Below are 24,572 nucleotides of genomic sequence, written 5' to 3'. Positions count from 1 at the left end.
GCAACGAGGTGGAACTCCTTGACGCCGTTGTTCATGCGAAAGGGCAGCGACCAGCCGTTCAGCGTCACCACGGGATTATAGTCCGGCCCGGCCGTCGGCATCAGCGGCGGCTGGGTGGCCGCCGTTTCCATGATCGGCGCTTCCGGAAGCCCCATGGCCGACGTCTTCGACCAGGCGGCGACGCCTGCAAGAGCCGCTCCGGCCCCGATGAATTGTCGTCTCGAAACCATCGTTCGGATCCTTTCGATCAATCGTCGCCGGAGGCCGACGCCATCTCGGCGCCACCAGCGGCTTCGGGCGCATCTTCGCCGCCGCCGTAGACGGCCGCGGTGAGAGCGGCGTCGGCGAGGTGGAATTCGCGCTTTGCGTTGAGGGAGAGCAGGATCGCGTCGAGCTTCGCCCGCGTATCGGCGAGGAGATCGAAGGTGCTCGTGATCATCCCGTTGTAGGTGAGAAGAGCTTCTTTCTCGATCGTCGTCCGCAATGGCACGACGCGAGAGCGGTAGTGCCGGGCGATCTCGCTGCGACCGCGATAGGCCTTGTAGGCAGCACGTGCCTGCGACCGGATGTCGACGGCTGTGGCTGCCAGCTGGTTGGCTGCTTTCAGGTACTGGAATTCCGCCTTTCGAAGCCGGGCCTGCCCGCTGTCGAAGATCGGGATTTCGAGCCCCACCTCCACGGATGCGGACACGACTTTGCTTGCCGCTTCGGACCCGTCCTCGCGTTCCTCGACCTCGCGTTCGACTTCGACGCCGGCGGCCAGTTCGAGGTCGGACACATATCGCGTGGCCCTGGTCAGGCCGTAGGACCGCGCCAGCGCCTCGAGTTCGAGACGCGCGACCTGAAGGTCGACCCGGTTGCGAAGGGCTTCGGCCTCGATGGCCTTGAAGCCCTTCAGCGTGCCGGGCAGTGCGGGCAATGCGTTCGGAACCTCGAAATCGAGATTCTTCCCCCATACGCCCATCACCCGGTAGAGCTTCTCCTTCGCCAGTTGCGCGGCCAGTCGCGCTTCGGCCGTCCGCCCGGTCAGTTCGGCATAGAAGGCCTGTTCGCGGGCCTGCTCGACCTTCGGCATCGCTCCGGTCCGGCCCAGTTCGCTGGCCAGTTCCGCAGCAGCGTCCGCGGCGAGTTTCGCACGGTTCAGATAGGCGACCGTCTCCCAGGCCGCGACAGCCTCGATCCATGCCTCACGCGTTCTGGCCGCAAGCGCCAGCGTTGCGTCGACGGCCCGCAATTGCGCCTGGAGGACCCGGACCTCCGCGACGTCGAGGCGCCGTTCCCGGGTCATCATCCGGATGATGTTGGCGGCGATCAGCCCCTCGATCGTCCGTCCGACGCCAATCCCGCTGTAGGAGAGCGAAAGCCTCGGATTGACGGCGAGCCCCTCCTGCCAGAGCTCGGCAACCGACAATCCGACCTCTGCATAGTCCGCCTGCAACGTCTTGTTGCCGAGAAGCGCGACCTGCACGGCCGCGTCGGCGCCGATATATTTCGCCGCGAGCAGGTTCCGGACCCGCTCGTTGGCCGCCGCAGCCTGCGCCTGATCCTGGACCCAGACCGTCTGCTTTCCCAGGCGCCGTCCGGCGTCTGCCGACACGACATCGAAGCCGAGATCCGGCTCGAAAGTCTCCGAAGCCGCAACGCAGCCTGACATGATCAGTGGCAGGAGTACGACGCTGCACACCCTGAACAGCGGCCTCATCGTGCCAGCTCCCGGCCGGCTACGGGGGAAACGTCCACGCCCGTACCGCGCCAACCATCCGGCTCGCGGACAGTGCGATGGGTATAGGCGCCGACGACGGAAGCACGGCCGGGTGTTCCGCCAGGGATGCTCGGGTCATCAGGCGACGGGAATAGGGTTGTTTCGGGCAGACCCCGAGCAGCGTCCGCGCAGCCCGCCAGAAGCAGGCCGGGCAGGATGCCGGCAATGATGGAGAATCTCATTGTTGAACCTGAACGCCATACCGTTCGCCGCGAGATGCGCCTCGCGGAACCGGTCATGGAGGAAGAGGATCAGGCTTCGCCGTAGGCGAATTCCTGACGTCCACGCTTGCGACCAAGGGCTGGCCGGAAGACGCAATAAGGCTGAGAAAAGCCCTGGACGATCAGATTCGAGGAGGACGCTCGGTGGTGGGGCCGGACTGTCCGGTCAGATCCGTCGTGAGGATCGGATAGGACAGATTGCGGCTGACCGGCATGGCGTCGGTCGGCCCGATAGCCTGCGGGACGGCTGTCAGGCAGTGCGTCGCACAGTCACTTGCGCCGGCGGCCTTGTGATCATGGGCTTTCGCGGGCGCATGGTGGCCATCGTGCGCATGCCCGGGTTCGCCGGCCATATCCGCCTCAGCGACCATCGCCATGGCGAGGGGCTGCGACGACATGATGGGGGTTTCCGCCCCGACCGATCCGACGGATGCGAACAGCATGCTCAGCATGACCGCGAGAGCAGTCAGCAGCCAAGCAGGCGTGCGAGCATGGGATCGGTGGAACATCATCGCGCTGTGGATATCATGAACTCGAAGAGGCGTCCATTCTCAGACCCCTGCCCTCGTGGGACGCGCCTGACCCGCAGCTGCGACTTCCGTACTCCTGAAACCACCCCGTGATCGGGGCAAGCCGCGGATCAGCCACCGGCGGTGCCGGTCGGCCAGGTCGCGTGGTGGTCGTCGATCACCAGAGCGTGCCGATGGCGGATCGGCTGGTGGCGATGCGGATGGCGGATCGGCTCCGGACCCTCCCAGCCTTCGTGTTGGTGCTGATGATGATCGTCGTGGACATGCAGTGCATCGTGCGCCAGCGCCTGGTGGACATGCTCGACCTCCACCGGATCGTTCGCCGGCCACAAGACCCGCGCGACTGCGGCGCCCGCAGCCGCTCCAGCAGCCATGACCAGGAAGGTCGGGCCAAGGCCGAGCGCCGCGCCGAGCCAGCCGGCGGCTGGATAGGTGACGAGCCAACAGGCGTGCGAGAGAGCGAATTGCGCGGCGAAGACGACGGGCCGGCTGTCGGCATCGGAGGAGCGGCGCAGGAGCAGCCCCCCGGGGGTGCCGATCGCCGACGCGGCCGCACCGAGCAGGGCCCACAGGATGAGGCTGCCCATCCATCCGGGGCCCGTGCTGGCTATGACGAGGAGACCCGCCATGGCGCTCGCGCCCGTCAGCATGACGGTGCGGGCCGGAACCCGGTCGAGAAGCCGCGAGAGCAGGATGGCGACCGCCATCGAGCCCAGCCCGTAGGCCGCGAAGAGGAAGGCCACGTCGTCGTTGGTGCCGCCGAGATCGGCGCGCACGAACACGACGGTGTTGACGATCACCATCGCCCCGCCCGACGACGCCGCGAAGGACAGGGCCAGGAGACCGCGCAGCCGCGGTGTCGCGAGGTAAACGCGGATACCGCGGGTCAGCTTGTCGACGAACCGACCGCCGCTGGCCGCCTTGGCGACCGGAAGCGCGACCGAGACGACCAGCCCCGCCGATGCGAGGAAGCCGAAGACCGTGCCAAGAAACAGCCAGTGGAAGGAGATCACGGTGAGCAGAAGCCCCGCCAGCAGCGGGCTGAAGAGCGACTCGAGGTCATAGGCAAGCCGCGAGAGCGACAGGGCGTTCGTGTACTCCCGCTCGTCCGGCAGGATATCCGGGATCGTGCCCTGGAAGGTCGGCGTGAACAGCGCCGACATCGACTGGAACGCGAAGACGAGGGCATAGACCTGCCAGATCTCGGTGACGAAGGGCAGGACGAGCACGAAGGCCGCCCGGGCAAGGTCGAGGCCGACGAGCAGCGTCCGCCGCGGCAGGTAACCCGTCAGGACCCCGGCGAACTGCGAGACACCGACATAGGCGATCATCTTGATCGCAAGCGCCGTCCCGAGCACCGCGCCGGCGTTGGCGCCGGCAAGGTCGTAGGCGAGCAGCCCCAGCGCCACCGTCGTCAGGCCGGTCCCGATCAGCGACAGAACCTGCGCTGCGAAGAGATGGCGATAGGTGCGATGGCGCAGGACGGTCAGCATGGTTGCGTTACCTCGACCCCGGCGTTGCGGCTGCCCGGCCGGAAGAAGGTGCCGACCGACGGCACGAGACCATCGGTCGGCGGTGATTGGAAGGCCTTGTCAGACCTTCCGCTCGAAGGCGGTGTAGGTGCCGCTCGTGCGCAGCGTCAGGGACACCGGCGCATCGCCGCGGTTGCGCCAGAACCAACCGTGGTTGCCGGTGAAGGCCGCCTGGATCGTCCCCTCGTCGGAAGAGACCGAGCGCCCCTTCTCGTAGGAGATGTTCTGCCCGCCGCCGTCGCCATGGGTGTCGTAGTTGACCGCACCGCCTTCCGAAACGACCCAGGCGAAGGATGCGATCTCGCCCTCCTGCATGGCCAGCTTGATCTCCGCGCCCTCCCCGGGCGCGAGCGTGATGGTCATCTCGTCCTGGCGCATCTCCTGGGCGACGGCGGACGAGACAAAGAGACTGCCGATCGCACCGAACAGGCTGGACTGCCGCTCCGGGGCGGGCGGTGCCGGTGGCGCGGGCGGTGCCAGCGGGGCGACGGGCGGCGGCACCACCCCGACGGCGGCAGGCGGAAGCGGCGTGGCGTCGGCACCGGTTGGCGGGGCAGCGCGGGTGCCCGCGTCCCTCGCGGCATCGGCTTCGGCTTCTGCCGCGAGCTGGGTCTTGATCTCGCCCATCTCCGTGAGGTTCAGCGCCGATCCGACCCCGGTCGGATCGATCCCGTACTCGGCCGGGAGCACGACCGTGACCAGGATCGCAGTGGCGGAGACCGCCGCGATGACGGTCGAGCGCACCAGCTTCCGCGTGGACGGAAGCTCGGCGCGGGTGGGCATGTCGGTATTGTACATGTGTCGTATCCTTGCGTTGAGAGGTCGTCAGGCGACGAGATAGCCGGCGACCTGGTAGCCGAAGAGCACGAAGCCGGCGGCCATCATGACGACGTTGGCGGTGTAGGCGTGGCGGAAGAAGCTCGGTGTCCTGCGCCAGAAGCCCATGACGATGAGGATCGCGCCGAGGGCGAGGAGTTGGCCGATCTCGACGCCGACATTGAAGGCGAGGAGGTTCGGCACCAGGCCGTCCGGCGAGATGTCGTATTCGAGGATCTTGGTCGACAGGCCGAAGCCGTGAAAGAAGCCGAAGATCAGGGTCGCGGCCTTGGTGTTCGGCTGGAAGCCGAACCACCGCTGGAACGCCCCCATGTTGTCGAGCGCCTTGTAGACGACCGACAGGCCGATGATCGCGTCGATGATGTAGCTGTTGATCCCGATGTTGAAATAGACGCCGAGCAGCATCGTCGTGGAGTGACCGATCGCGAAGAGGGTCACGTAGATGCCGATGTCCTTCATCCGGTACAGGAAGAAGATCACGCCGAGCAGGAACAGGATGTGGTCGTAGCCCGTCGCCATGTGTTTGGCGCCGAGATACATGAAGGCGATGAGGTTCACCCCGGTGATCTCCTGGATGTAGCCCTGGTCGCCGGCGGCAACGCCGTGGGCGAGAGCTGTCGTGCCCCATGTCGTCGCCAGGAGAAGCGCGAGCATGGGGGGGCGAAGCGTCGACCGGATCGCGTGGCGCGACTCGAGACGACCTTCGACGGAAGGGTCTTGCATGGTTGGTTCCGATTGTCCGTAAGGTGCCATGCCGTCGCGGGGACGGCGTCTGATCAGGCGGTGACGGACGGTCTCGGCGGTCGATCGAGGGTGGGAGCTTCGCCCTCCAAACCTCGGTCCTGACGGACCAGGGCATGCTGCACGGCACCGGGCGGCACCGGCGCGTCGAACCGGGGCAACGTTCCGGGCTTGTCGTGGGAATGGTCGAACGGGTTGTGCTTGTGCTCGTGATCGCCGTGCCCGGATGTGTCGGCGAGCGGCTCGCCATCATGCGAGTGGCCGTGGTCATCAAGGGCGGCGTGCAGCGTGGCGACCGGGTCGTGCGAAGCCGACGGCCCCTGAGGCGCCGCAAACATGGCGAAGGCGACCGCCAGGGCGATCGTCAGATGTCCAAGGAGGGTTCGACTGAGCGTCAGCATACTGTCGGCGATTGGTTCCCTCGGGCGAAGACCGCGATCCTGATCCCCGATCCCGGCGCGAAACTTGTCGGCGAAGAAGATGGCACGGTCATGGTGGCAAATGAACCTCCTTCGTGCTCGACGCCACCGGCTCGCGATTGCGACCAGGCCATCGCGGCGATGGACCGGTCCAGCGGGAATGCGGAGGGCATCCCCAACACGATGGCGGCGGCTTCTTCCATCGCAGCCAGGAGCAGATGTTCAGCCGGGAGGCAGCGCAACGGGCACCCCAGGCTCCCCCGCGATACAGGCCGTCGAAAATATTGCATTGCGGAAAAATCCTGCGTGCGCACACTGCGCAGCATGGACGCCGATCTTTCCATCCTGGTCTTCGACGAAAATGCCGTTCGTGCCGCGATCATCGAGGCGGGACTGCGCGAGGCCGGACATCGGCGGGTGGCCGTCGTCAGGGAAATCCTCGGCCTTCTGAAACGCATCGAGACGGTTCAGCCGGACGTGATCGTCGTGGACCTTGAAAACCCCAACCGGGACCAGCTGGAACATTTCTTCCAAGTCTCCCGCTTGGTGAAGAAGCCGGTGGCGATGTTCGTCGACCGCTCCGACGCCGGCGCGATCGAGGCGGCCGTCGATGCCGGCGTCTCGGCCTATATCGTCGACGGGCTCAGGAAGGAGCGCGTCAAGCCGATCCTCGACATGGCGATCTCGCGCTTCAATGCCTTCTCCCGGCTGTCCAGCGAACTGGCGGAAGCGCGCTCGGAACTGGCCGAGCGCAAGGTGATCGAACGCGCCAAAGGCATTCTGATGAAACTGAAGAAGCTGGACGAGCCTGCAGCTTACGCGCTCCTGCGTCGAACGGCGATGAACGAGAACCGGAAGATCGCCGACGTCGCCCAGGGCCTCGTCAGCGCCTATTCGCTGTTGGGAGATGCCCGTGACGAAGCTTGAGAGCGTGCGCCTCGGCTATCTGCCGCTGCTCGACAGCGCCGTGCTGCTGGTTGCGGCGAAGCTCGGCATTGCCGAGGAACGCGGCCTCGATCTTACCCTCTTCCGGGAAACCTCCTGGGCGACGATCCGCGACCGGATGGGGGTCGGCCAGTTCGACGCCGCACACATGCTGGCGCCGATGCCGATCGCGGCCAATTTGGGCATTGGCCCGCTCGCCGTTCCGATGATCGCGCCGATGGTGCTGGCGCTCGGCGGCAATGCCGTCACTGTCTCCACCGCCCTCGCCCGGGCCATGGCCGATACGGCTGGCGACGATCCGGATGGACCTGCGGCGGCGGGTGCCGCGCTGAAATCAGTCCTCGGCCGGCGGGCGCAGGCGGGGCGCAGCCATGCCCGCCTTGCTGTCGTCCATCGCTATTCGAGCCACAATTACGACCTGCGGTACTGGCTTGCCGCGTCCGGGATCGAACCGGACCGGGACGTGGAGATCACCGTCGTGCCGCCGTCACTGGTGCCCGACGCCCTCGCCGCCGGGGAGATCGACGGATTCTGCGTCGGCGAACCCTGGAGCACGGTGGCCGTGCGGCGCGGTGTCGGGCGGATCGTCACCAGCAAGGCGGAGATCTGGCGGCGCGGCCCGGAAAAGGTGCTCGGCGTCTCCGCCGCGTTTGCAAGGGACCGCCCGGAAACCCTGTCCCGGCTCATCGACGCCCTCGGCCAGGCCGCGCTCTGGTGCGCTGATCCGGCCAATCATCGCGCTCTCGCGGATTTGCTGGCCCTGCCGCAACATCTCGGCGTGCCGTCGGATGATCTCATGGCGGGGATAACGGGTCGCATGGAAGTCGCTCCCGGACGATTCCGGGCCATCGAGGGCTTCATGATCTTCGCCGGTGGGGACGCCAATCGTCCTGACCGGAGCCATGGCCGGTGGCTTTATCGTCAGATGGCACGTTGGGGCGACGTCCGCTTCTGCGAAACCGGGCTGGCCATCGCCGGCCGGACATTCCGCCCGGATCTCTTCGACGAGGCACGAGGAGATCCAAAGCCCACTGCCGCACAAGATGAAGATGCGGACGAGGATGGACCGTCCTCCATCACGGACCGTCCGGCGGGCCTTTTTGATGCAGAAACCGGCGATCCGCATGAGACATGAGCACATCGCCTGATCGGATCCATGGCGATCTGCACAACAAATATACAGACTTTGGAAAAGTTCAAAAAAACCGCAAAAACGCATCCTGCCGCGTTGCAACATCGCCGCTGCGGCAGTAAGAATGGTCGCCAGAGACCGGATGACTGATCCGTCTCCCATTATCTCCCGGCAACGCTTGCCGGCATCATAGGCGCCCAATGGCGGGCGCACCGGCAAGGCTGCCGACTTCGTTTTCATGCGCTTCCGAGGCTTCGGAGCGACAACGGGTCGGGCAGCCTTTTTTCATTTCAACGATCAGCAACGCCGGCGCGGCATGCCCGGCGAACGGGGACGCTTACGCCATGGCCAGCATCATCGCAGTCTCTCGCCGAACCCTTCTTGGCTGCACGGGAGCGTTTGCCGTCCTGGCCGCCTCGCCTGCGTCGGCCGGCATGCTGCCGGTCGAGAAGGACGAACTGACCTTCGGCTTCATCAAGCTCACCGACATGGCACCGCTCGCCATCGCCAAGGAGATGCACTTCTTCGAGGATGAGGGCCTGTACGTCACGATCGAGCCCCAGGCCAACTGGAAGGTGCTGCTCGACCGCACCATCACCGGCGAGCTCGACGGCGCCCACATGCTGGCCGGCCAGCCCCTGGCGGCGACGATCGGCTACGGCACCAAGGCGCATATCGTCACGCCGCTCTCCATGGATCTGAACGGCAACGGCATCACCGTCTCGAACGACGTCTGGGCGGAGATGAAGACGCACATCCCGGCGGGCCCCGACGGCAAGCCGGAGCATCCGATCTCGGCTGCCGCGCTTGCACCGGTGGTCGAGCAGTACCGCTCGGCCGGCAAGACCTTCAACATGGGGATGGTGTTCCCGGTCTCGACCCACAATTACGAGCTGCGCTACTGGCTTGCGGCCGGCGGGCTCAACCCCGGCTATTATTCGCCGAGCGACACCTCCGGCCAGATCGACGCCGAGGTGCTCCTGTCGGTCACCCCGCCGCCGCAGATGCCGGCGACGCTCGAGGCCGGCACCATCCAGGGCTATTGCGTCGGCGAACCGTGGAACCAGCAGGCGGTGTTCAAGGGCATCGGCGTGCCGGTGATCACCGACTACGAGATCTGGAAGGACAATCCCGAGAAGGTCTTCGGGATGACGGCGGCCTTCGTCGAGGAAAACCCGAACACCGCGATCGCCGTCACCAAGGCGCTGATCCGCGCCGGCCAGTGGCTCGATGCCGATGGCGGCGCCAATCGCCGGCAGGCGGTCGAGATCCTGTCGCGACCCGAATATGTCGGGGCCGATCCCGAGGTCATCGCCAACTCGATTACAGGCACCTTTGAATACGAGAAGGGCGACACGCGCGAAGCGCCGCACTTCAACGTCTTCTTCGACAAGTTCGCGACCTACCCCTTCTACTCGGATGCGGTCTGGTACCTCACCCAGATGCGCCGCTGGGGCCAGATCTCCGAGGAAAAATCCGATGCCTGGTACGCGGAGACCGCGGCGTCGGTCTACCGGCCCGACATCTACCGCCAGGCTGCGGAATCCCTCGTCGAGGACGGCTATCTGGACCCGTCCGCAGTGCCCGACACCGATGGCTACAAGCCGGCGACGGCCGAGTTCATCGACGGCGTCGAATATGAGGGGCGCAAGCCGAACGAATATCTCGCGAAGTTCGAGATCGGGCTGAAGGGCTCCGAGGACGTCGCCAGCGTCGTCTCCAACTGAGCGCAGCCGCTCGCGCCGGGCAGCCCCTGCCCGGCGACCTTGCCGCCGAAGCATTCGACGAAGGAACGCCAGCGATGAGTACCGCCTCCGATTTCATGGGCGACGAGCTGTCCCCCGCCGAGCGCCGGATTCTGAAGCGCGAAAAGCGGATGTCCCGGATCACACGCGCCACCGGACCGCTGACCGCGATCGGCCTCGGCTGGTCCGTGCCGGTCATGAAGATCGCTGCGGGAGACGATGCCCGCAGCAATCTGCGCGCCTTGTGGCAGAGCCTGATCGTGCCGCTGATCGGCATCGTCGCCTTTCTCGCCGCCTGGGCCGCCCTCGCCCCGCAGGTCCAGACATCATTGGGCACGGTGCCCGGGCCGGTCCAGGTCTGGCAGCAGGTCGGCTCGCTCTATGACGACTATCAGCGCGGGCGGCAGGACCGGGTGGCGTTCTACGAGCGCCAGGAGGCGCGCAACGCCAAGCTGGTCGAACAGGGCATGGCGGACCGCGTGAAGACCCGCAGCTACACGGGCGCTCCGACCTATCCGGAACAGATCCTGACCAGCCTCAAGACCGTGTTTCTCGGCTTCGTGCTCGCCACCATCATCGCCATTCCGGTCGGCATCGCCTGCGGCTTGTCCGCGACAATCAACGGCGCGCTCAATCCGCTGATCCAGGTCTTCAAGCCGGTGTCGCCGCTGGCCTGGCTGCCGATCGTCACGATGATCGTCTCGGCTCTCTACGTGAACGCCTCCGACGCCGTACCGAAGTCGATGGTGGTCTCGGCGATCACGGTCACCCTCTGCTCGCTCTGGCCGACCCTGATCAACACGGCGCTTGGCGTCGCCTCGATCGACAAGGATCTCGTCAATGTCGGCAAGGTGCTGCAGCTGCCGACGCACAAGACCATCACCAAGCTGGTCCTGCCCTCGGCCATGCCGCTGATCTTCACCGGGCTGCGCCTGTCGCTCGGCGTCGGCTGGATGGTGCTGATCGCCGCCGAGATGCTGGCCCAGAACCCCGGCCTCGGAAAGTTCGTGTGGGACGAGTTCCAGAACGGCTCGTCGGATTCGCTGGCCCGGATCATCGTCGCGGTGATCACCATCGGCATTGTCGGCTTCATGCTCGACCGGATCATGGCTGCCCTGCAAACCGCCTTCACCTTCACGTCGAACCGCTGAGACGGCCTTCCCGGGCGCGAAAGGACATGACCATGGCCACTTCCCCGATGATCGAACTGGCGAATGTCTCGAAGGCCTATGGCGAGGGCCCGGCCCGCGCCGAAATCCTCGACGGCATCGACCTCAAGGTCGCGGAAGGCGAGTTCGTCGCGATCGTCGGATTTTCCGGTTCCGGCAAGACCACGCTGATCTCGCTGCTGGCAGGGCTGATCCGGCCCGATGCCGGTCAGGTTTTGATGAAGGGCGCCCAGGTGACGGGACCCGGACCGGAGCGCGGGCTGGTCTTCCAGTCCTATTCGCTGATGCCGTGGCTCACGGTCCGCGGCAATGTCGCGCTCGCGGTCGACACCGTTTTCGCCCGCGAGACGAAGGCCTCCCGCAAGGCGCGTGTCGACCGATACATCGAGATGGTCGGTCTCGCACACGCCGTCGACCGCAAGCCGGCGGAGCTCTCCGGCGGGATGCGCCAGCGCGTCTCGGTGGCGCGGGCTCTCGCCATGAGCCCGGAGATTCTGCTGCTCGACGAACCGCTGTCGGCGCTCGACGCCCTGACCCGCGCCAAGCTGCAGGACGAATTCGCCGCGATCAGCCAGGTCGAGAAGAAGACCATCATCCTGATCACCAACGATGTCGACGAGGCGATCCTGCTCGCCGACCGGATCATTCCCCTCGATCCTGGCCCGAAGGCCAGTCTCGGCCCGTCCTTTCCGGTCGAGCTGCCGCGCCCGCGCGACCGCTCGGCAATGAATGCCAATGACGAGTTCAAGCGCCTGCGGCGCGAGATCACCGGCTATCTGATGGATCGGGGGCGCCATGCCTCCGCCGACACGGATGCAGCGGTCTGCCTGCCCAACGTCGTCCCGATCACCCAGAAGACGACGAAGGGACCGGTGCCGGAGCTTCCGGCCGCCTATCGCCGCGCAGCGCAGTCCGCCATCGGGCGCGGCTATGTCGAGTTCTTCGAGGTCACCAAGACCTATCCGACGCCGAAGGGGCCGCTGACCGTCGTCGACGGCTTCGACATGAAGATGGAAAAGGGCGAGTTCGTCTCGCTGATCGGCCATTCGGGCTGCGGCAAGTCGACGGTCCTGTCCATGGCCGCCGGCCTCAACGACATCTCGTCGGGAGGCATTATCCTCGATGGCCGCGAGGTCAGCGGGGCCGGCCCCGAACGCGCGGTGGTCTTCCAGTCGCCATCCCTGATGCCCTGGCTGACGGCCCGGGAGAACGTCGCTCTCGGCGTCGACAGGGTCTATCCCGACGCGACGCCGGCCGAACGCCGCGATGTTGTCGAACATTATCTCCACCGCGTCGGGCTCGGCGATTCCATGCACCGACGGGCCGAAGACCTGTCCAACGGCATGAAGCAGCGGGTCGGCATCGCCCGAGCCTTCGCCCTGTCGCCGAAACTGCTGCTTCTCGACGAGCCGTTCGGCATGCTCGATTCACTGACCCGCTGGGAGCTCCAGGACGTCCTGATGGATGTCTGGAAGCGGACCCAGGTGACCACCGTCTGCGTCACCCACGACGTCGACGAGGCGATCCTCCTCGCCGACCGGGTCGTGATGATGACCAACGGCCCGATGGCCCGGATCGGCAAGATCATGAAGGTCGACCTGCCGCGCCCGCGCACCCGCAAGGCGCTGCTCGAGCATCCTGATTACTACCTCTATCGCGAACAGCTCCTGAGCTTCCTGGAAGAGTACGAAAAGGGTGGCCCCGGCGCACAGGCGGCCAGCGCCGAGACGACCGCCGACGACAAGGCCGCCGGCGCGGAAAGGGAAGCGGCATGAGCGTGATCGCGCCCGAAGTCGCCACCCGCGCCTTTATCGAGGTGACGGAAGTATGGGTCCCCGACGGCGACCGCCTGGTCTGGTCGAGCGGCAATTATGGTTCCCTGGACGCCTTCGCCGCCGTTTCGGCGAAACAAAGCTTCTCCAGGGGCGAAGGCCTGCCCGGCCGAGCCTGGGACGAGGCCCGCCCGGTGGTGCTGAAGCAGTTCGACGGCTCCTATTTCCAGCGCGCCGAAGCCGCGAGGGCGGCGGGACTGACCTGCGCGGTGGCCGTGCCGATCTTCGCCGGAAGCGCCCTGAAGGCCGTCATCGTCGTGCTGTGCGCCGATGACGAATCGCGCACCGGTGCTATCGAGGTCTGGCGCGAGAGCGACGGTCTCCTGATGCTGGACGACGGCTATTACGGCGCGGCGCGGCACTTCGAATGGGTCTCGCAGCATACGCATTTCCCCCGCGGACAGGGCCTGCCCGGCGGCGTCTGGGCGGCGAACGCGCCGATGCTGATGCGCGATCTCGGCTCGGGCTACCGCTTCATCCGCGCCGAAAGCGCCGGCAGGGCCGGCCTGACCACCGGTCTTGGCCTGCCGATCACCGTGCCGGGGGACCGGACCTATGTCCTGACGCTGCTTTCGGCCCGCGGCACGCCAATCGCCCAACGGTTCGAGCTGTGGAATGTGCGCGCCGCCGGAACGACCGGCGCCAGGGAAGCGATCCTCGCCGACGGCATCTGCCAGCGCGAGGGACCGCTCTGGGACGACGAGACCGAGCGGCGCGTGGCGGCCTGGCAGGGACCGATCGGCGAGGTGCTGGGCACCGGCATCCCCGCCGTCAAGCACGACAATCCCGCTCTGACCGCCGGCTACGCATCGATGGTGGCTGTTCCGATCTATCGCGACGGAACGATCAGCCACGTCGTCGCCTGGTACTACTGAAAGGAACGTTCATGCGAAAACTGGTCGTCATCGGTGCCGGCATGGCGTCCGGCCGGGTGCTCGAGACCCTGTTCGAGGCCGATCGGGACGCCTACGCGGTCACGCTGTTCAATGCGGAACCGCGCGGCAACTACAACCGCATCATGCTGTCGCCGGTCCTGTCCGGCGAGAAGAGCTATGACGAGATCGTCACCCATGACGAGGAGTGGTACGGCGCGCACGACGTGACCTGCCGCTTCGGCGAGAAGGTCGTCGCGATCGACCGGGAGCGCAAGATCGTCACCGGCGCGAAGGGCGAGGTGCCCTACGATAAGCTGATCATCGCCACTGGCTCGGTCCCGTTCATCGTGCCGGTGGAAGGCCGGGACCTGCCCGGGGTCATCACCTACCGCGATTTCGACGACACCCACGCCATGATCGAGGCGTCCGGCACGCCCGGCAGCCATGCCGTCGTCATCGGCGGCGGCCTTCTCGGCCTGGAAGCGGCGGCCGGGCTGCGGCTGCGCGGCATGGAGGTCACCGTCCTGCATCTGTCGGGTCACCTGATGGAGCGCCAGCTCGACGAGGCGGCCGGCTATCTCCTGCGCAAGGACCTGGAAAAGCGCGGCATCACGGTGATGACGCGGGCCTCGACCCAGAAGATACTCGGCACGAACCGTGTCGAAGGCGTCGAACTGGCGGACGGGACGACCCTGAAGGCGGATCTGGTGGTCATGGCGGTCGGCATCCGCCCGGCGGCGCAGATCGCCAGGGATGCGGGTCTCGACGTCGGCCGCGCGATCGTCGTGAACGCCCAGATGCAGACGTCGGACCCCGACATCTACGCCGTCGGCGAATGCGTGGAGTTCGACGGCACGCTCTTCGGCCTCGTCGCCCCGCTCTACGATCAGGCCAGGGTGCTGGCGAAGTCGCTGCTCGGCCAGCCGGACGCTTTTGCGGTCAGGGAATTGTCAACCAAGCTCAAGGTCACGGGATGCGACCTCTTCAGCGCCGGCGACTTTGCCGAGGGCGAGAAACGCGAGGAGATCGTCCTTCGCGATCCGGCGCAGGGTGTCTACAGGCGCCTCGTGATCGAGGACGACCGGCTCGTCGGCGCCGTGATGTACGGGGATACCGCCGACAGCAACTGGTTCTTCGACCTCATTCGCGACGGCGCGCCGGTATCGGACATGCGCGAAACCCTGATCTTCGGCCAGTCCTTCCAGGGGGGTGCCCCCCTGGACCCTATGGCGGCCGTTGCAGCCTTGCCGGATGATGCGGAAATCTGCGGCTGCAACGGCGTATGCAAATCAAAGATCACCGGCGCGGTTGCCGCGGGCGGGCTGACCAGCCTCGACGAGGTGCGGGCCCACACCAAGGCCTCCGCCTCCTGCGGCTCCTGCACCGGGCTCGTGGAGCAGCTGATGGCGCTGACCCTGGGCGCCGCCTTCAATCCCGCGGCCGTCAAGCCGATGTGCCCCTGCACCGATCTCGGCCATGGCGACGTGCGGCGGCTGATCCGCGCCAAGGCGTTGAAGTCGATCCCGGAAGTCATGCAGGAGCTGGAGTGGAAGACCTCCTGCGGCTGCGCGAAGTGCCGGCCGGCGCTCAACTACTATCTGATCGCCGACTGGCCGGGCGACTATGTCGACGACAAGCAGTCCCGCTTCATCAACGAGCGGGTCCATGCCAACATCCAGAAGGACGGCACCTATTCGGTCGTGCCGCGCATGTGGGGCGGCATCACCTCGGCCAACGAATTGCGGGCGATCGCCGACGTCGCAGACAAGTTCGCCATCCCGACCGTCAAGTGCACTGGCGGCCAGCGCATCGACCTCCTCGGCGTGAGGAAGGAGGATCTGCCCGCGGTCTGGGCCGATCTGAACGCCGCCGGCATGGTCTCCGGCGCCGCCTATGCCAAGGGCCTGCGCACCGTGAAGACCTGCGTCGGCACCGACTGGTGCCGCTTCGGCACGCAGGATTCCACCGGCCTCGGCGTCAGGATCGAGAAGTTCATGTGGGGCTCCTGGACGCCCGCCAAGGTAAAGATGGCGGTGTCTGGCTGCCCCCGGAACTGCGCCGAGGCGACTTGCAAGGATGTCGGCGTGATCTGCACCGACGCCGGCTACGAGATCCAGTTCGCCGGTGCGGCGGGGCTCGACATCAAGGGCACGGAAATCCTCACCCAGGTGAAGACCGAGGACGAGGCGCTGGAGATGATCGTCGCCCTCGTCCAGCTCTACCGTGAGCAGGGTCATTACCTGGAGCGCATGTACAAATGGCTGAAGCGGGTCGGCATGGACTCGATCCGCGCCGTCATCGTCGAGGATCCTGCGCGGCGACGCGGCTATTACGAAGCCTTCGTCCACAGCCAGACCTTCAGCCAGACCGACCCCTGGTCGGAGCGGGCCTCGGGCGCGCGCGCCAGCCACGAGTTCCGCCCGATGGCCGATCTCACCCTGGAGGCTGCGGAATGACCGGCTGGCATCGCATCGGTGCGGTTACCGACATTCCCCGCCGCGGCGCGCGCTGCGTGCTCACCCCGTTCGGGCGCGTCGCGGTGTTCCGGACCGCCAATGACGGCATCTTCGCCACAGAGGACCGCTGTCCGCACAAGGGCGGGCCGCTCAGCCAGGGCATCGTCCACGACGCCTCGGTCACCTGCCCGCTGCACAACATGGTGTTCTCGCTGGAGAGCGGGATCGCCGCCGGGCCCGACGAAGGTCGGGTGCGGGTCTTCGCCGTGCGGGTCGACCCGCCGACCGGCGCCATCGAACTGTCGCTGGACGAACCCGCCCTCGTCCTCGCCGCCGAATAGCCGGGACCCGCGCGATGGACGAACGACCGGCCGACACCACCATCCGGACCACATGCCCCTATTGCGGCGTTGGCTGCGGAGTCCTGGCAACTCCGCGTCCGGGTGGCAGCGTGGCGATCGCCGGCGACCCCGCGCATCCGGCGAATTTCGGCCGCCTCTGCTCCAAGGGCTCGGTCCTCGGCGAGACACTGGGGCTGGAGGAACGGCTGCTGTTCCCCACCATCGCCGGCGCACGTGCGACCTGGGACGACGCGCTTTCGCTTGTTGCCGAACGCTTCACCGCCACCATCGCCGAACACGGCCGTGACTCCGTTGCCTTCTACGTCTCCGGCCAGTTGCTGACCGAGGATTACTACCTCGCCAACAAGCTGATGAAGGGCTTCATCGGCTCGGCGAACATCGATACCAATTCCCGGCTGTGCATGGCCTCCTCGGTCGCCGGCCATCGCCGGGCCTTCGGCTCCGACACGGTGCCGGGCACCTATGAGGATCTGGAACAGGCCGATCTGATCGTCCTCGTCGGCTCGAACCTCGCCTGGTGCCATCCGGTGCTCTACCAGCGGATCGCCGCGGCCAGGGCCGCGCGCCCGCAGATGAAGGTCGTGCTTGTCGATCCGCGCCGTACGGCGAGCGCCGATCTCGCCGATCTGCATCTGCCGATCGCTGCCGATGGCGACACGGCGCTCTTTGCCGGATTGCTGCCGTTCCTCGCCGAGGCCGGTGCGATCCATTGCGACTATGTGGCCCGGCATACCGACGGCTTCGTCGAGGCGCTGCGCCGGGCCCGTGGGATGCGGCTGCCGCATGTCGCGGAGGCCACCGGCCTCGACAGCCGCCAGATCCAGGCCTTCTACGAACTCTTCGCCAGGACCGAAAAGGTCGTCACGGTCTACAGCCAGGGCGTCAACCAGTCGGTGACGGGCACCGACAAGGTCAACGCGATCATCAACTGCCATCTGGCGACCGGCCGCATCGGACGGCCCGGCATGGGCCCCTTCTCGGTGACCGGCCAGCCCAATGCCATGGGCGGGCGCGAGGTCGGCGGCATGGCCAACATGCTCGCGGCGCACATGGCGATCGAGGACCCGGCGCATCGCTCCCTGGTGCGGGACTTCTGGGACGCCCCGGCGATGCCCGACCGCGCCGGCCTGAAGGCGGTCGACATGTTCCGCGCCGTGGCCGACGGCCGGATCAGGGCGCTCTGGATCATCGGCACCAATCCCGTCGTCTCGATGCCCGACGCCGATTCCGTGAAGGCGGCCCTCGCCGCCTGCCCCTTCGTCGTCGTCTCCGATGTCGTTGCACGCAACGACACCCTGCCCTTCGCCGATGTCGCCCTGCCCGCTGCGGCCTGGGGCGAGAAGGACGGAACGGTCACCAATTCCGAGCGACGGATCTCGCGCCAACGTCCCTTCCTGCCGCTGCCCGGCGAGGCCCGGCCCGACTGGGCGATCATCGCGGACGTCGCCCGCCGCATGGGCTTCGCCGACGGCTTTTCCCACGCCAGCGTGGCGGACGTCTTCGACGAACACGCACGGCTCTCGGCCCATGGCAACGCCGGAGCGCGCGACTTCGACATCGGCGCGCTCGCCGGGCTCGACCAGTGCGGCTACGACGCCCTGGAGCCGGTTCAGTGGCCGCAGCCCCGCGTCGTCTCCCCATCCGATTCCGGCGACGCCCCGGCCGAAGCAGGTGCGGCTTCGGCGAAGGACGGCAACCGCTTCTTCGGCGACGGACACTTCTACCACCCGGACGGGCGCGCCCGCTTCGTGGCAGTCGATGTCGGCCCCCGTCGCCGGACGGACAAGGGCCGGTTCCTGCTCAACACCGGGCGTGTGCGCGACCATTGGCACACGATGACCCGCACCGGCCGCTCGGCCCGGCTTTCGGCCCATGTCGCAGAACCCTTCGTCGACGTCCATCCGGCGGACGCCGCAGCGCAGGGGATTGCGGAAGCCAGCCTCGTCACCGTGCGATCCGGCTTCGGCGCGGCGATCGTGCGTTGCCGCACCACGGACCGGCAATCGCGCGGCTCGGTCTTCGTGCCGATGCACTGGAGCGACGAGTTCTCGGGCAGCGGTCGCACCGACGCCGTGGTCGCACCCGCCGTCGATCCGGTCTCCGGCCAGCCGGGTCTCAAGGGCACCGAGGTGTCGATCGCGCCGTTCCCAGCCGTCTGGTTCGGCTTTGCCGTCACGCGGTCGCGGCCCGATCCGCACGGCCTCGACTATTTCGCGCTGGCGCGGGCCGAGGCCGGCTGGCGCATGGAATTGGCCGGCCTGGCGCCGCTGGCCGACCCGAGCGCTTTCGCCACGGCGTTGCTCGAGGCGCCGGACAGGGCGCAGATGCTGGCGTTCCACGACACGACGACCGGTGCGCATCGCTTTGCCGCCTTCGACGGCGAAGCACTGGTCGGCGCGCTGTGGATTGCGCGCGATCCCGTCGCCGTGTCGCGCGTCTGGGCCGCGGGGCAGTTGGGCGACGCGCACAACGCTGTCAGCGACCGCTTCCGGCTGCTCGCCGGGCGCGGGGGAGCCGACCGCCCGGACCCCGGTGCGATCGTCTGCTCCTGCTTCAGCGTCGGCGTCAACGAGATCGCGGCGGCGGTGACCACCGGCCGGGCAATCACTGTCGAGGCCGTCGGCGCGGCGTTGAAGGCAGGAACCAATTGCGGCTCCTGCCGCAGCGAGATCAAAGGGATCATCGATGATGCACGGCTCGCGAACACGGCGTAAGCCGCCCCTCGCCGTGAACGACACCGAACAGCTTCCGCAGCGCTCGCAGCGCATGGGTCCGCTGGCGAGCCTGCCGGTGTTCTTCGATCTGGCGGGCAAGCGCGTGGTCATGGCCGGCGGCGGACCGGGGGCTGCATGGAAGGCCGAGCTCCTGGCCTCGGCGGGCGCCCATGTCGATCTCTATGTCCCGGCCGACGGGATCGATGGGGAGATGGCCGAGCTTCTCGCCGTGCCGCCGGAATCCAGCGTGATCGTTCATCACGACCGGCCCTGGGCGACGGATGTCTTCGCGGGAGCGGCGATCGCCGTCGGCGATACCGAGAGCCTCGCCGAGGGCCAGGCTTTCGCCTGCGCCGCGCGGGCGGCCGGCGTGCCGGTCAACGTCGTCGACAAGCCGTCCTATTGCGACTTCCGCTTCGGCACGATCGTCAACCGTTCGCCGGTGGTCATCGGCATTTCCACCGACGGCGCCGCCCCGATCCTCGGCCAGGCGATCCGCCGCCGCATCGAGACCCTGCTGCCGCCGGCGCTCAGCCAGTGGGCGGCCTTGGCCGCCAGGGTGCGGGGCGCGGTGATGGAGCGACTGGCGCCGGGACCCCTGCGCCGTGCCTTCTGGGAGCGCTTTGCCGACAGTGCCTTCACCACGAAGTTGCCGGATGCCGCGGCCGAGGCGGCGGCCGGCGGCTTCATCGACGATCTGGCCCGCTCGCCCGAGGCCGGCGGCCGCGTGACCCTGGTCGGGGCCGGTCCCGGCGAGGCCGAACTCCTGACGCTGAAGGCGGTCCGTGCCCTGCAGGCAGCCGATGTGATCCTGTTCGACGACCTCGTCTCGGACGAGATTCTGGAACTTGCCCGTCGCGAGGCACGGCGCATGCTGGTCGGCAAGCGTGCCGCCCGCGACAGCTGCCGCCAGGAAGACATCAACGCCATGATGGTCAGCTTCGCCAAGGCCGGCAAGCACGTGGTGCGGCTGAAATCCGGCGACGTGTCGGTGTTCGGCCGAGCCGGCGAGGAGCTGGACGAGCTGGCGCGCGAGAACGTTCCGGTCGCCATCGTGCCGGGCATCACCGCCGCTTCGGCGCTGGCGGCGAGCTTCGGCGTGTCGCTGACCCATCGCGACCGGGCCCAGCAGCTGCGCTTCGTCACCGGCCATTCCAAGAAGGGCGGCCTGCCGGAGGACCTCGACTGGCATGCGCTGGCCGATGATCACGCCACCACCGTCTTCTACATGGGCGGCCGGATGGCGGCGAAGATCGCCGAGCGGCTGATCCATCACGGCCTGCCGGCCACGACCCCGGTCGCCGTCGCCGCCAACCTGTCGCGCGACGACGAGACCCGCGCCGCCGGCACGCTCGCCGATCTCGGCGCCATCGTCGCCAGGATCGGCGTCGACCGTCCGATCCTGATCGGTGTCGGCCGGGTGTTTGCGGAGCGCGCACGGTTTGCCAGCACCATTGCGCATGCGCGCGGATGCGCGATCACCGGAGAGGCACACCGCGCTTGGCGTGGGCCTCCCAACGCAACTGACGATCTGGAGGCTCTCGTCGACGCGTGCTGATGATCGCTAATTTAGAATGGGCCGGTTGCAGCCCGGCAGCTCTCCGGGAGAAGAGGTGACGAAGCCGACGTTCGACTGACAGCCCTATTTGGTCGCAGAATGGAAGTCAGCAGGCTTCTTGGCGACCCATTTTACGAAGCGCGCGACCGTCTGATTGTCCGTAAGGGGCGTCCCGCTTTCTGCGTGGCGGACCAGTTCGCTCGCCGTGAAATTGGCGTCGATGGTCTCCCGGCAGATGGGATGGACAGGAACGGTGTCTCGGCCACCCCGGCTTTTGGGGATCGGGTGGAAGCGATCCACGGTCTCACCCAGCAATCGGCCGCATAGCCAGCACGGTTCCGGAGGCTCGGCATCGGCTGTCTGGTTCTCAAGCCAACTTGCGTCCCGAATTTTTCGCGCCATCTCACAGCTCCTATTGCGCAGAACACGGTGCGGCTTTGTGCTGTGGCACTATCTGCATTCGGCGCGAACTGATGGGCCGACTTCACGCGGTCGGTCAAGTCTCGGCGCCATTTTTGACTAACGGAACGGGGCCGAAAGCGGACTGGCAGCATTGGGGCGTTGCACGCGGAGAGCTGCCGTCCCATTCTCGGCCCAGTCTTATCGACGCCGTGAAGCGTCCACCAGAAGCCGACTTAGCGTTGTGAGTGCCTCTCAAGGTCCGCGCCAAGCCGGATGCCGCCCTCGTTCGGCGCCGGCGCGCAGGGCTTCGGCCATGACGCGAAAGGCCCCGATCACCTTCGGCAGGACAGCATGGGATTCGTCGCCGGTAGGCTCGGCTCCTGCGGCGCTCAGAAAACGAAATCGACCGACGTGAGCAGCCAGCAGCCGGTGCCCCATTCGATCCGGTTCCCCGCCGCGTCGCCATTGACGGCACTGGTGCGGAAGACCGGCGTGCTGGGCGTGAGCTCCAGCTGGCTCGCCTCCTCGGCGGTGGCGAAGCCTCCGCTGATCCGCGTCTCGATCCGTCGATACTTGCCGATGCCATGTGCGACGAACACATCGGTGACCGATTGCCGCCGCGCATAGACGGCGGCGAAGTCCGGCAGGAGCCTCGCGGGCAGGATCTTGGTGCTGGCGTGGATCGGCTGCCCATCGGCCGAGCGCACGCGGCGCAGCCGGATGACCGGAGCGCCGACCGGCAGATGCAACTGCGCGGCGGCTGCCGCGTCGGCCTCCTCTTCGACCAGCACCAGCGTGCGCGTCTCGACCAGTTTGCCGTCGGAGCGCAAGCTGTCGAAGAAGCGACTGCCGTCGCGCACCGACAGCACCGAGGGCGGGCTGCGCACGAACACCCCGACGCCCTTTCGTGAGGTAAGATGCCCTTCCTGCTGCAATTGCAGCAGCGCCTGGCGGAGCGTGATGCGGGTGACGCCGAATTTCTCGGCCAGATGGACCTCGCCCGGCAACTGGCTGCCCGGGCGCAGCCGCCCATCCTCGACAAGCGCCAGGACATAATCGTGGATCTGCTGCCAGATCGGCATGTCGCTGCGCGGCCGTAAAACCAGATCGCCGAAATCCGGCGTCGCGGCGTCGTTTGCAAGCTTCTGCGAGGCGATGCTGCTCATGGGTCCTACCCCGCCGCCATCTCGGGGGTCGCCTGGACCGGTGCCGCCAAAGGCGACTCTTCCAGTGCCCGCCGTGCGTACACGATGCGCCCGCCGACCATCGTCGCAACGATTTCCGGATGCCGCATGTCAGCCATGTCGACCAGGATGAGATCCGCCCGTTTGCCATTCGTCAGACTGCCGCGATCGTGCAGACCCGCGGCGCGCGCAGCGTTGGCGGAGACAAGCGGCCAGTAACGCGCCAGCGCGTCCACGTCGCCATCGGCCAGAGCGAAGGCCGCATGCAGCGGAGACGGATAGTGGTAGTCGCTGGTCAGCACCGTGCAATGGCCTGCTTCGACCGCTTCGCGCGCATCCATCGCCTTGTTGTGGCTGCCGCCGCGCACGACATTCGGCGCGCCGAGAATGACGTCCTCCCCGCCGGCGCGGGCCGCCGCGGCGGTCTCGGCATTCAGCGGAAACTCGCAGGAGCGCGCGCCGAGCGCCCGGAACCGGGCGCGCTCCTCGGGCGTCGCCTCGTCATGCGCCAGCAGGACATTGCCCCCGGCCTTTGCTGCCGCCGCGAGATCGGCGATGGCGCCCGGCACGTCGTCACGCCGCGCCCACACGGCGTCGAGCAGCGCCATGTAGTCCTCGCGCGACAGGCCGGAGCGCTCGGCCATCTGGCCGATCTTGCGTGCAATAGTCCCCTTCAGCACCGAGCCGGTCGTGTGGTCGTTGAAGGCGAGGATCGGCGACGGCTCCAGCGACAACCACTCGGTCACCTCGGAGACCGCATCGAGCGCGAATGTTTCCCAGCGCAGATGCAGCCGCGTGTCGCAGTTCAGTTGCGAGCGCAGGGCCTGGAGCGATCCGATGAAGCTGCGCGCCGCATCGAGCGAGCGGAGCCCCGGCTCCCAGGAGATCGTCACGCCGTGAAACGCCGTGGTGATGCCGTTGCCAACGAGCTGGCGATCGGTGTCGCGCAGCGCCAGACCGACATCGAAGCGCACGCCGGGCCGCGGCATGATCTGCCGCTCGAAGGCGTCGCCATGGATGTCGACGATGCCGGGCAGCACCAGCAGCCCTTCGGCATTCAGTCGCCGCGGACGCTCGGCCCGGTCGACGATGTGCTCGCCCGCGACGTGCAGCCCTCGCTCATGCCAGCTGTCGCCGGCCAGCGTCGTTGCGTTCTCGATCAGCCACGCCATCTCGGCCCCTCGTGCTTTTGTCATTCATGCGTCACCTGCTGTCTATACAGGTAGCTGCGAACCCGCTGCCCTGTCTATACAGAAGGACAAACAGAATGCTTCGTTCGCTGGTTTTTGCTCTCGCCGCCTCGGTCGTCACTTCGGTGACGGCCATCGCCGGACCCGTCCGCTTCGCTGTCACCGACATCGAGGGGCTCGAAGCCCTGCAGCAGGAGTTCGGAGGTTTCCAGGAAGCGCTCGAAGCCGAGACCGGCCTCGATATCGAACTCATTTCCGTCAGCTCGCGCACGGCGGCCGTCGAGGCGCTGAACGCCGGACAGGTCGAGCTGGTCCTGACCGGCCCCGCCGAATACGTGGTGATGAAGGAGCTGAGCGATCCGCGCATCGTGGTCGCCTGGCAGCGCCCGGACTATTTTGCCCAGCTCGCCGTTCTCGCCGACGGGCCGATCCGCACCATCGAGGACCTGAAGGGCAAGAAGATCGCCTTCGGTTCGGTCGGCTCGACCTCGCAGCATCTGGGACCCGCCCAGGCGCTCGCAGACCAGGGCGTGAACTACGGCGTCGACTACGAGCCGGTGATCATTTCGCGCAACGTTGCGGCCGAGGCCCTGATCCGCGGCGACATCGCCGCGATGGGGCTCAATTTCGACCATCTCAACTCGATCCGGGCCGCCTTCCCCGACAAGGCCTTTGCCGTCGTCGCCCGCGGCCGCGATCTGCCCAATGACATCCTCGTTGCCCGCAAGGACATTCCCGAAGACGTCTACGAGACGATCCGCGACGCCTTTCTCGAGAACGGCAACGAACTGATGAACGCCGTCCTCAAGGGCGAGGACAATCAGAAGTTCAAGGGCGGCACCTTCCTGACCGACATCGACGACAGCGAGTACGACTATGTGCGCTCGATGTATCGCACCATCGGCGTCGACACCTTCACCGCCTTCGTCGAATGAGCGTTCTTCTGGACCAGACGGCGGCCGCGAA

The 24,572-nt window shown here is 67.1% G+C and carries 20 protein-coding genes; 11 read left to right on the top strand and 9 right to left on the bottom strand.

Features of this window, described 5'->3' with window-relative positions:
• The 6 genes from N7I30_RS19350 to N7I30_RS19325 form a co-directional block, all read right to left on the bottom strand.
• Positions 1–230 (bottom strand): twin-arginine translocation signal domain-containing protein (locus N7I30_RS19350; protein WP_498640855.1); only part of this gene is annotated, 230 nt, incomplete at its 3' end.
• Between the two features lie 17 nt (positions 231–247).
• Entirely contained in the window at positions 248–1,702 is a 1,455-nt protein-coding gene (locus tag N7I30_RS19345) for a TolC family protein (protein ID WP_498640854.1), read from the bottom strand.
• A gap of 403 nt (positions 1,703–2,105) precedes the next feature.
• Positions 2,106–2,426 (bottom strand): hypothetical protein, encoded by a 321-nt coding sequence (locus N7I30_RS19340; protein ID WP_155898507.1) that lies wholly within the window; start codon positions 2,424–2,426, stop codon positions 2,106–2,108.
• A 197-nt stretch (positions 2,427–2,623) separates the two neighbouring features.
• Positions 2,624–4,006 (bottom strand): MFS transporter, encoded by a 1,383-nt coding sequence (locus N7I30_RS19335; RefSeq protein WP_498640853.1) that lies wholly within the window; start codon positions 4,004–4,006, stop codon positions 2,624–2,626.
• A 99-nt stretch (positions 4,007–4,105) separates the two neighbouring features.
• Positions 4,106–4,843 (bottom strand): hypothetical protein, encoded by a 738-nt coding sequence (locus N7I30_RS19330; protein WP_024351239.1) that lies wholly within the window; start codon positions 4,841–4,843, stop codon positions 4,106–4,108.
• A 27-nt stretch (positions 4,844–4,870) separates the two neighbouring features.
• Positions 4,871–5,536, bottom strand: a complete 666-nt coding sequence (locus tag N7I30_RS19325) for a HupE/UreJ family protein (RefSeq protein ID WP_498640852.1) — start codon at positions 5,534–5,536, stop codon at positions 4,871–4,873.
• Between the two features lie 830 nt (positions 5,537–6,366).
• Here N7I30_RS19325 and N7I30_RS19320 point away from each other — a divergent pair.
• The 10 genes from N7I30_RS19320 to cysG all read left to right on the top strand — a co-directional run bounded on the left by N7I30_RS19320 (position 6,367) and on the right by cysG (position 20,830).
• Positions 6,367–6,969 carry an ANTAR domain-containing response regulator gene (locus tag N7I30_RS19320; protein ID WP_491391199.1) on the top strand — a complete coding sequence of 201 codons (603 nt, stop codon included), beginning with the start codon at positions 6,367–6,369 and terminating at the stop codon, positions 6,967–6,969.
• Positions 6,950–8,122 carry a CmpA/NrtA family ABC transporter substrate-binding protein gene (locus tag N7I30_RS19315; protein ID WP_169513633.1) on the top strand — a complete coding sequence of 391 codons (1,173 nt, stop codon included), beginning with the start codon at positions 6,950–6,952 and terminating at the stop codon, positions 8,120–8,122. The genes N7I30_RS19320 and N7I30_RS19315 overlap by 20 nt, the downstream gene beginning before the upstream one ends.
• Before the next feature lie 341 nt (positions 8,123–8,463).
• The gene (locus N7I30_RS19310; protein WP_491391197.1) at positions 8,464–9,846 is read left to right on the top strand and encodes a CmpA/NrtA family ABC transporter substrate-binding protein; all 1,383 of its coding nucleotides are present in this window, start codon (positions 8,464–8,466) and stop codon (positions 9,844–9,846) included.
• A 74-nt stretch (positions 9,847–9,920) separates the two neighbouring features.
• Positions 9,921–11,015, top strand: coding sequence for an ABC transporter permease (locus tag N7I30_RS19305; protein ID WP_228241563.1), 1,095 nt, complete (start codon positions 9,921–9,923; stop codon positions 11,013–11,015).
• A 26-nt stretch (positions 11,016–11,041) separates the two neighbouring features.
• Complete coding sequence (locus N7I30_RS19300; RefSeq protein WP_029703345.1) at positions 11,042–12,808, top strand: ABC transporter ATP-binding protein; 1,767 nt, start codon at positions 11,042–11,044, stop codon at positions 12,806–12,808.
• A complete protein-coding gene (locus N7I30_RS19295) occupies positions 12,805–13,740 on the top strand; it encodes a GAF domain-containing protein (RefSeq protein WP_491391196.1) in 936 nt (311 codons plus the stop codon). Before N7I30_RS19300 ends, N7I30_RS19295 begins: the two co-directional genes overlap by 4 nt.
• Positions 13,741–13,751: 11 nt before the next feature.
• Positions 13,752–16,196: a nitrite reductase large subunit NirB gene (gene nirB, locus N7I30_RS19290; protein WP_024351247.1), complete on the top strand. Its 2,445-nt coding sequence runs from the start codon at positions 13,752–13,754 to the stop codon at positions 16,194–16,196.
• Positions 16,193–16,537, top strand: a complete 345-nt coding sequence (gene nirD, locus N7I30_RS19285) for a nitrite reductase small subunit NirD (RefSeq protein ID WP_024351248.1) — start codon at positions 16,193–16,195, stop codon at positions 16,535–16,537. Before nirB ends, nirD begins: the two co-directional genes overlap by 4 nt.
• A 14-nt stretch (positions 16,538–16,551) precedes the next feature.
• The gene (locus N7I30_RS19280; protein WP_498640851.1) at positions 16,552–19,272 is read left to right on the top strand and encodes a nitrate reductase; all 2,721 of its coding nucleotides are present in this window, start codon (positions 16,552–16,554) and stop codon (positions 19,270–19,272) included.
• A gap of 52 nt (positions 19,273–19,324) precedes the next feature.
• Positions 19,325–20,830, top strand: coding sequence for a siroheme synthase CysG (cysG, locus tag N7I30_RS19275; RefSeq protein WP_498640857.1), 1,506 nt, complete (start codon positions 19,325–19,327; stop codon positions 20,828–20,830).
• A gap of 84 nt (positions 20,831–20,914) precedes the next feature.
• Here cysG and N7I30_RS19270 read toward each other — a convergent pair whose 3' ends face one another.
• From N7I30_RS19270 to N7I30_RS19260, 3 genes are all read right to left on the bottom strand, one after another.
• Complete coding sequence (locus N7I30_RS19270) at positions 20,915–21,232, bottom strand: hypothetical protein (RefSeq protein ID WP_081651944.1); 318 nt, start codon at positions 21,230–21,232, stop codon at positions 20,915–20,917.
• Between the two features lie 389 nt (positions 21,233–21,621).
• Positions 21,622–22,398 (bottom strand): phosphonate metabolism transcriptional regulator PhnF, encoded by a 777-nt coding sequence (gene phnF / locus N7I30_RS19265; protein ID WP_155898508.1) that lies wholly within the window; start codon positions 22,396–22,398, stop codon positions 21,622–21,624.
• A gap of 5 nt (positions 22,399–22,403) precedes the next feature.
• Positions 22,404–23,612, bottom strand: a complete 1,209-nt coding sequence (locus N7I30_RS19260) for an alpha-D-ribose 1-methylphosphonate 5-triphosphate diphosphatase (protein WP_155898509.1) — start codon at positions 23,610–23,612, stop codon at positions 22,404–22,406.
• 71 nt (positions 23,613–23,683) lie between these two features.
• On the opposite strand from N7I30_RS19260, the gene N7I30_RS19255 reads away from it, so the two are divergent.
• Positions 23,684–24,541 carry a PhnD/SsuA/transferrin family substrate-binding protein gene (locus N7I30_RS19255; protein ID WP_024351252.1) on the top strand — a complete coding sequence of 286 codons (858 nt, stop codon included), beginning with the start codon at positions 23,684–23,686 and terminating at the stop codon, positions 24,539–24,541.
• Positions 24,542–24,572: the final 31 nt, after the last annotated feature.

Source organism: Aurantimonas litoralis (assembly GCF_026153195.1).
GTDB classification, from domain to species: domain Bacteria; phylum Pseudomonadota; class Alphaproteobacteria; order Rhizobiales; family Rhizobiaceae; genus Aurantimonas; species Aurantimonas coralicida.
This window is presented reverse-complemented; position numbering and strand designations above follow the sequence as displayed.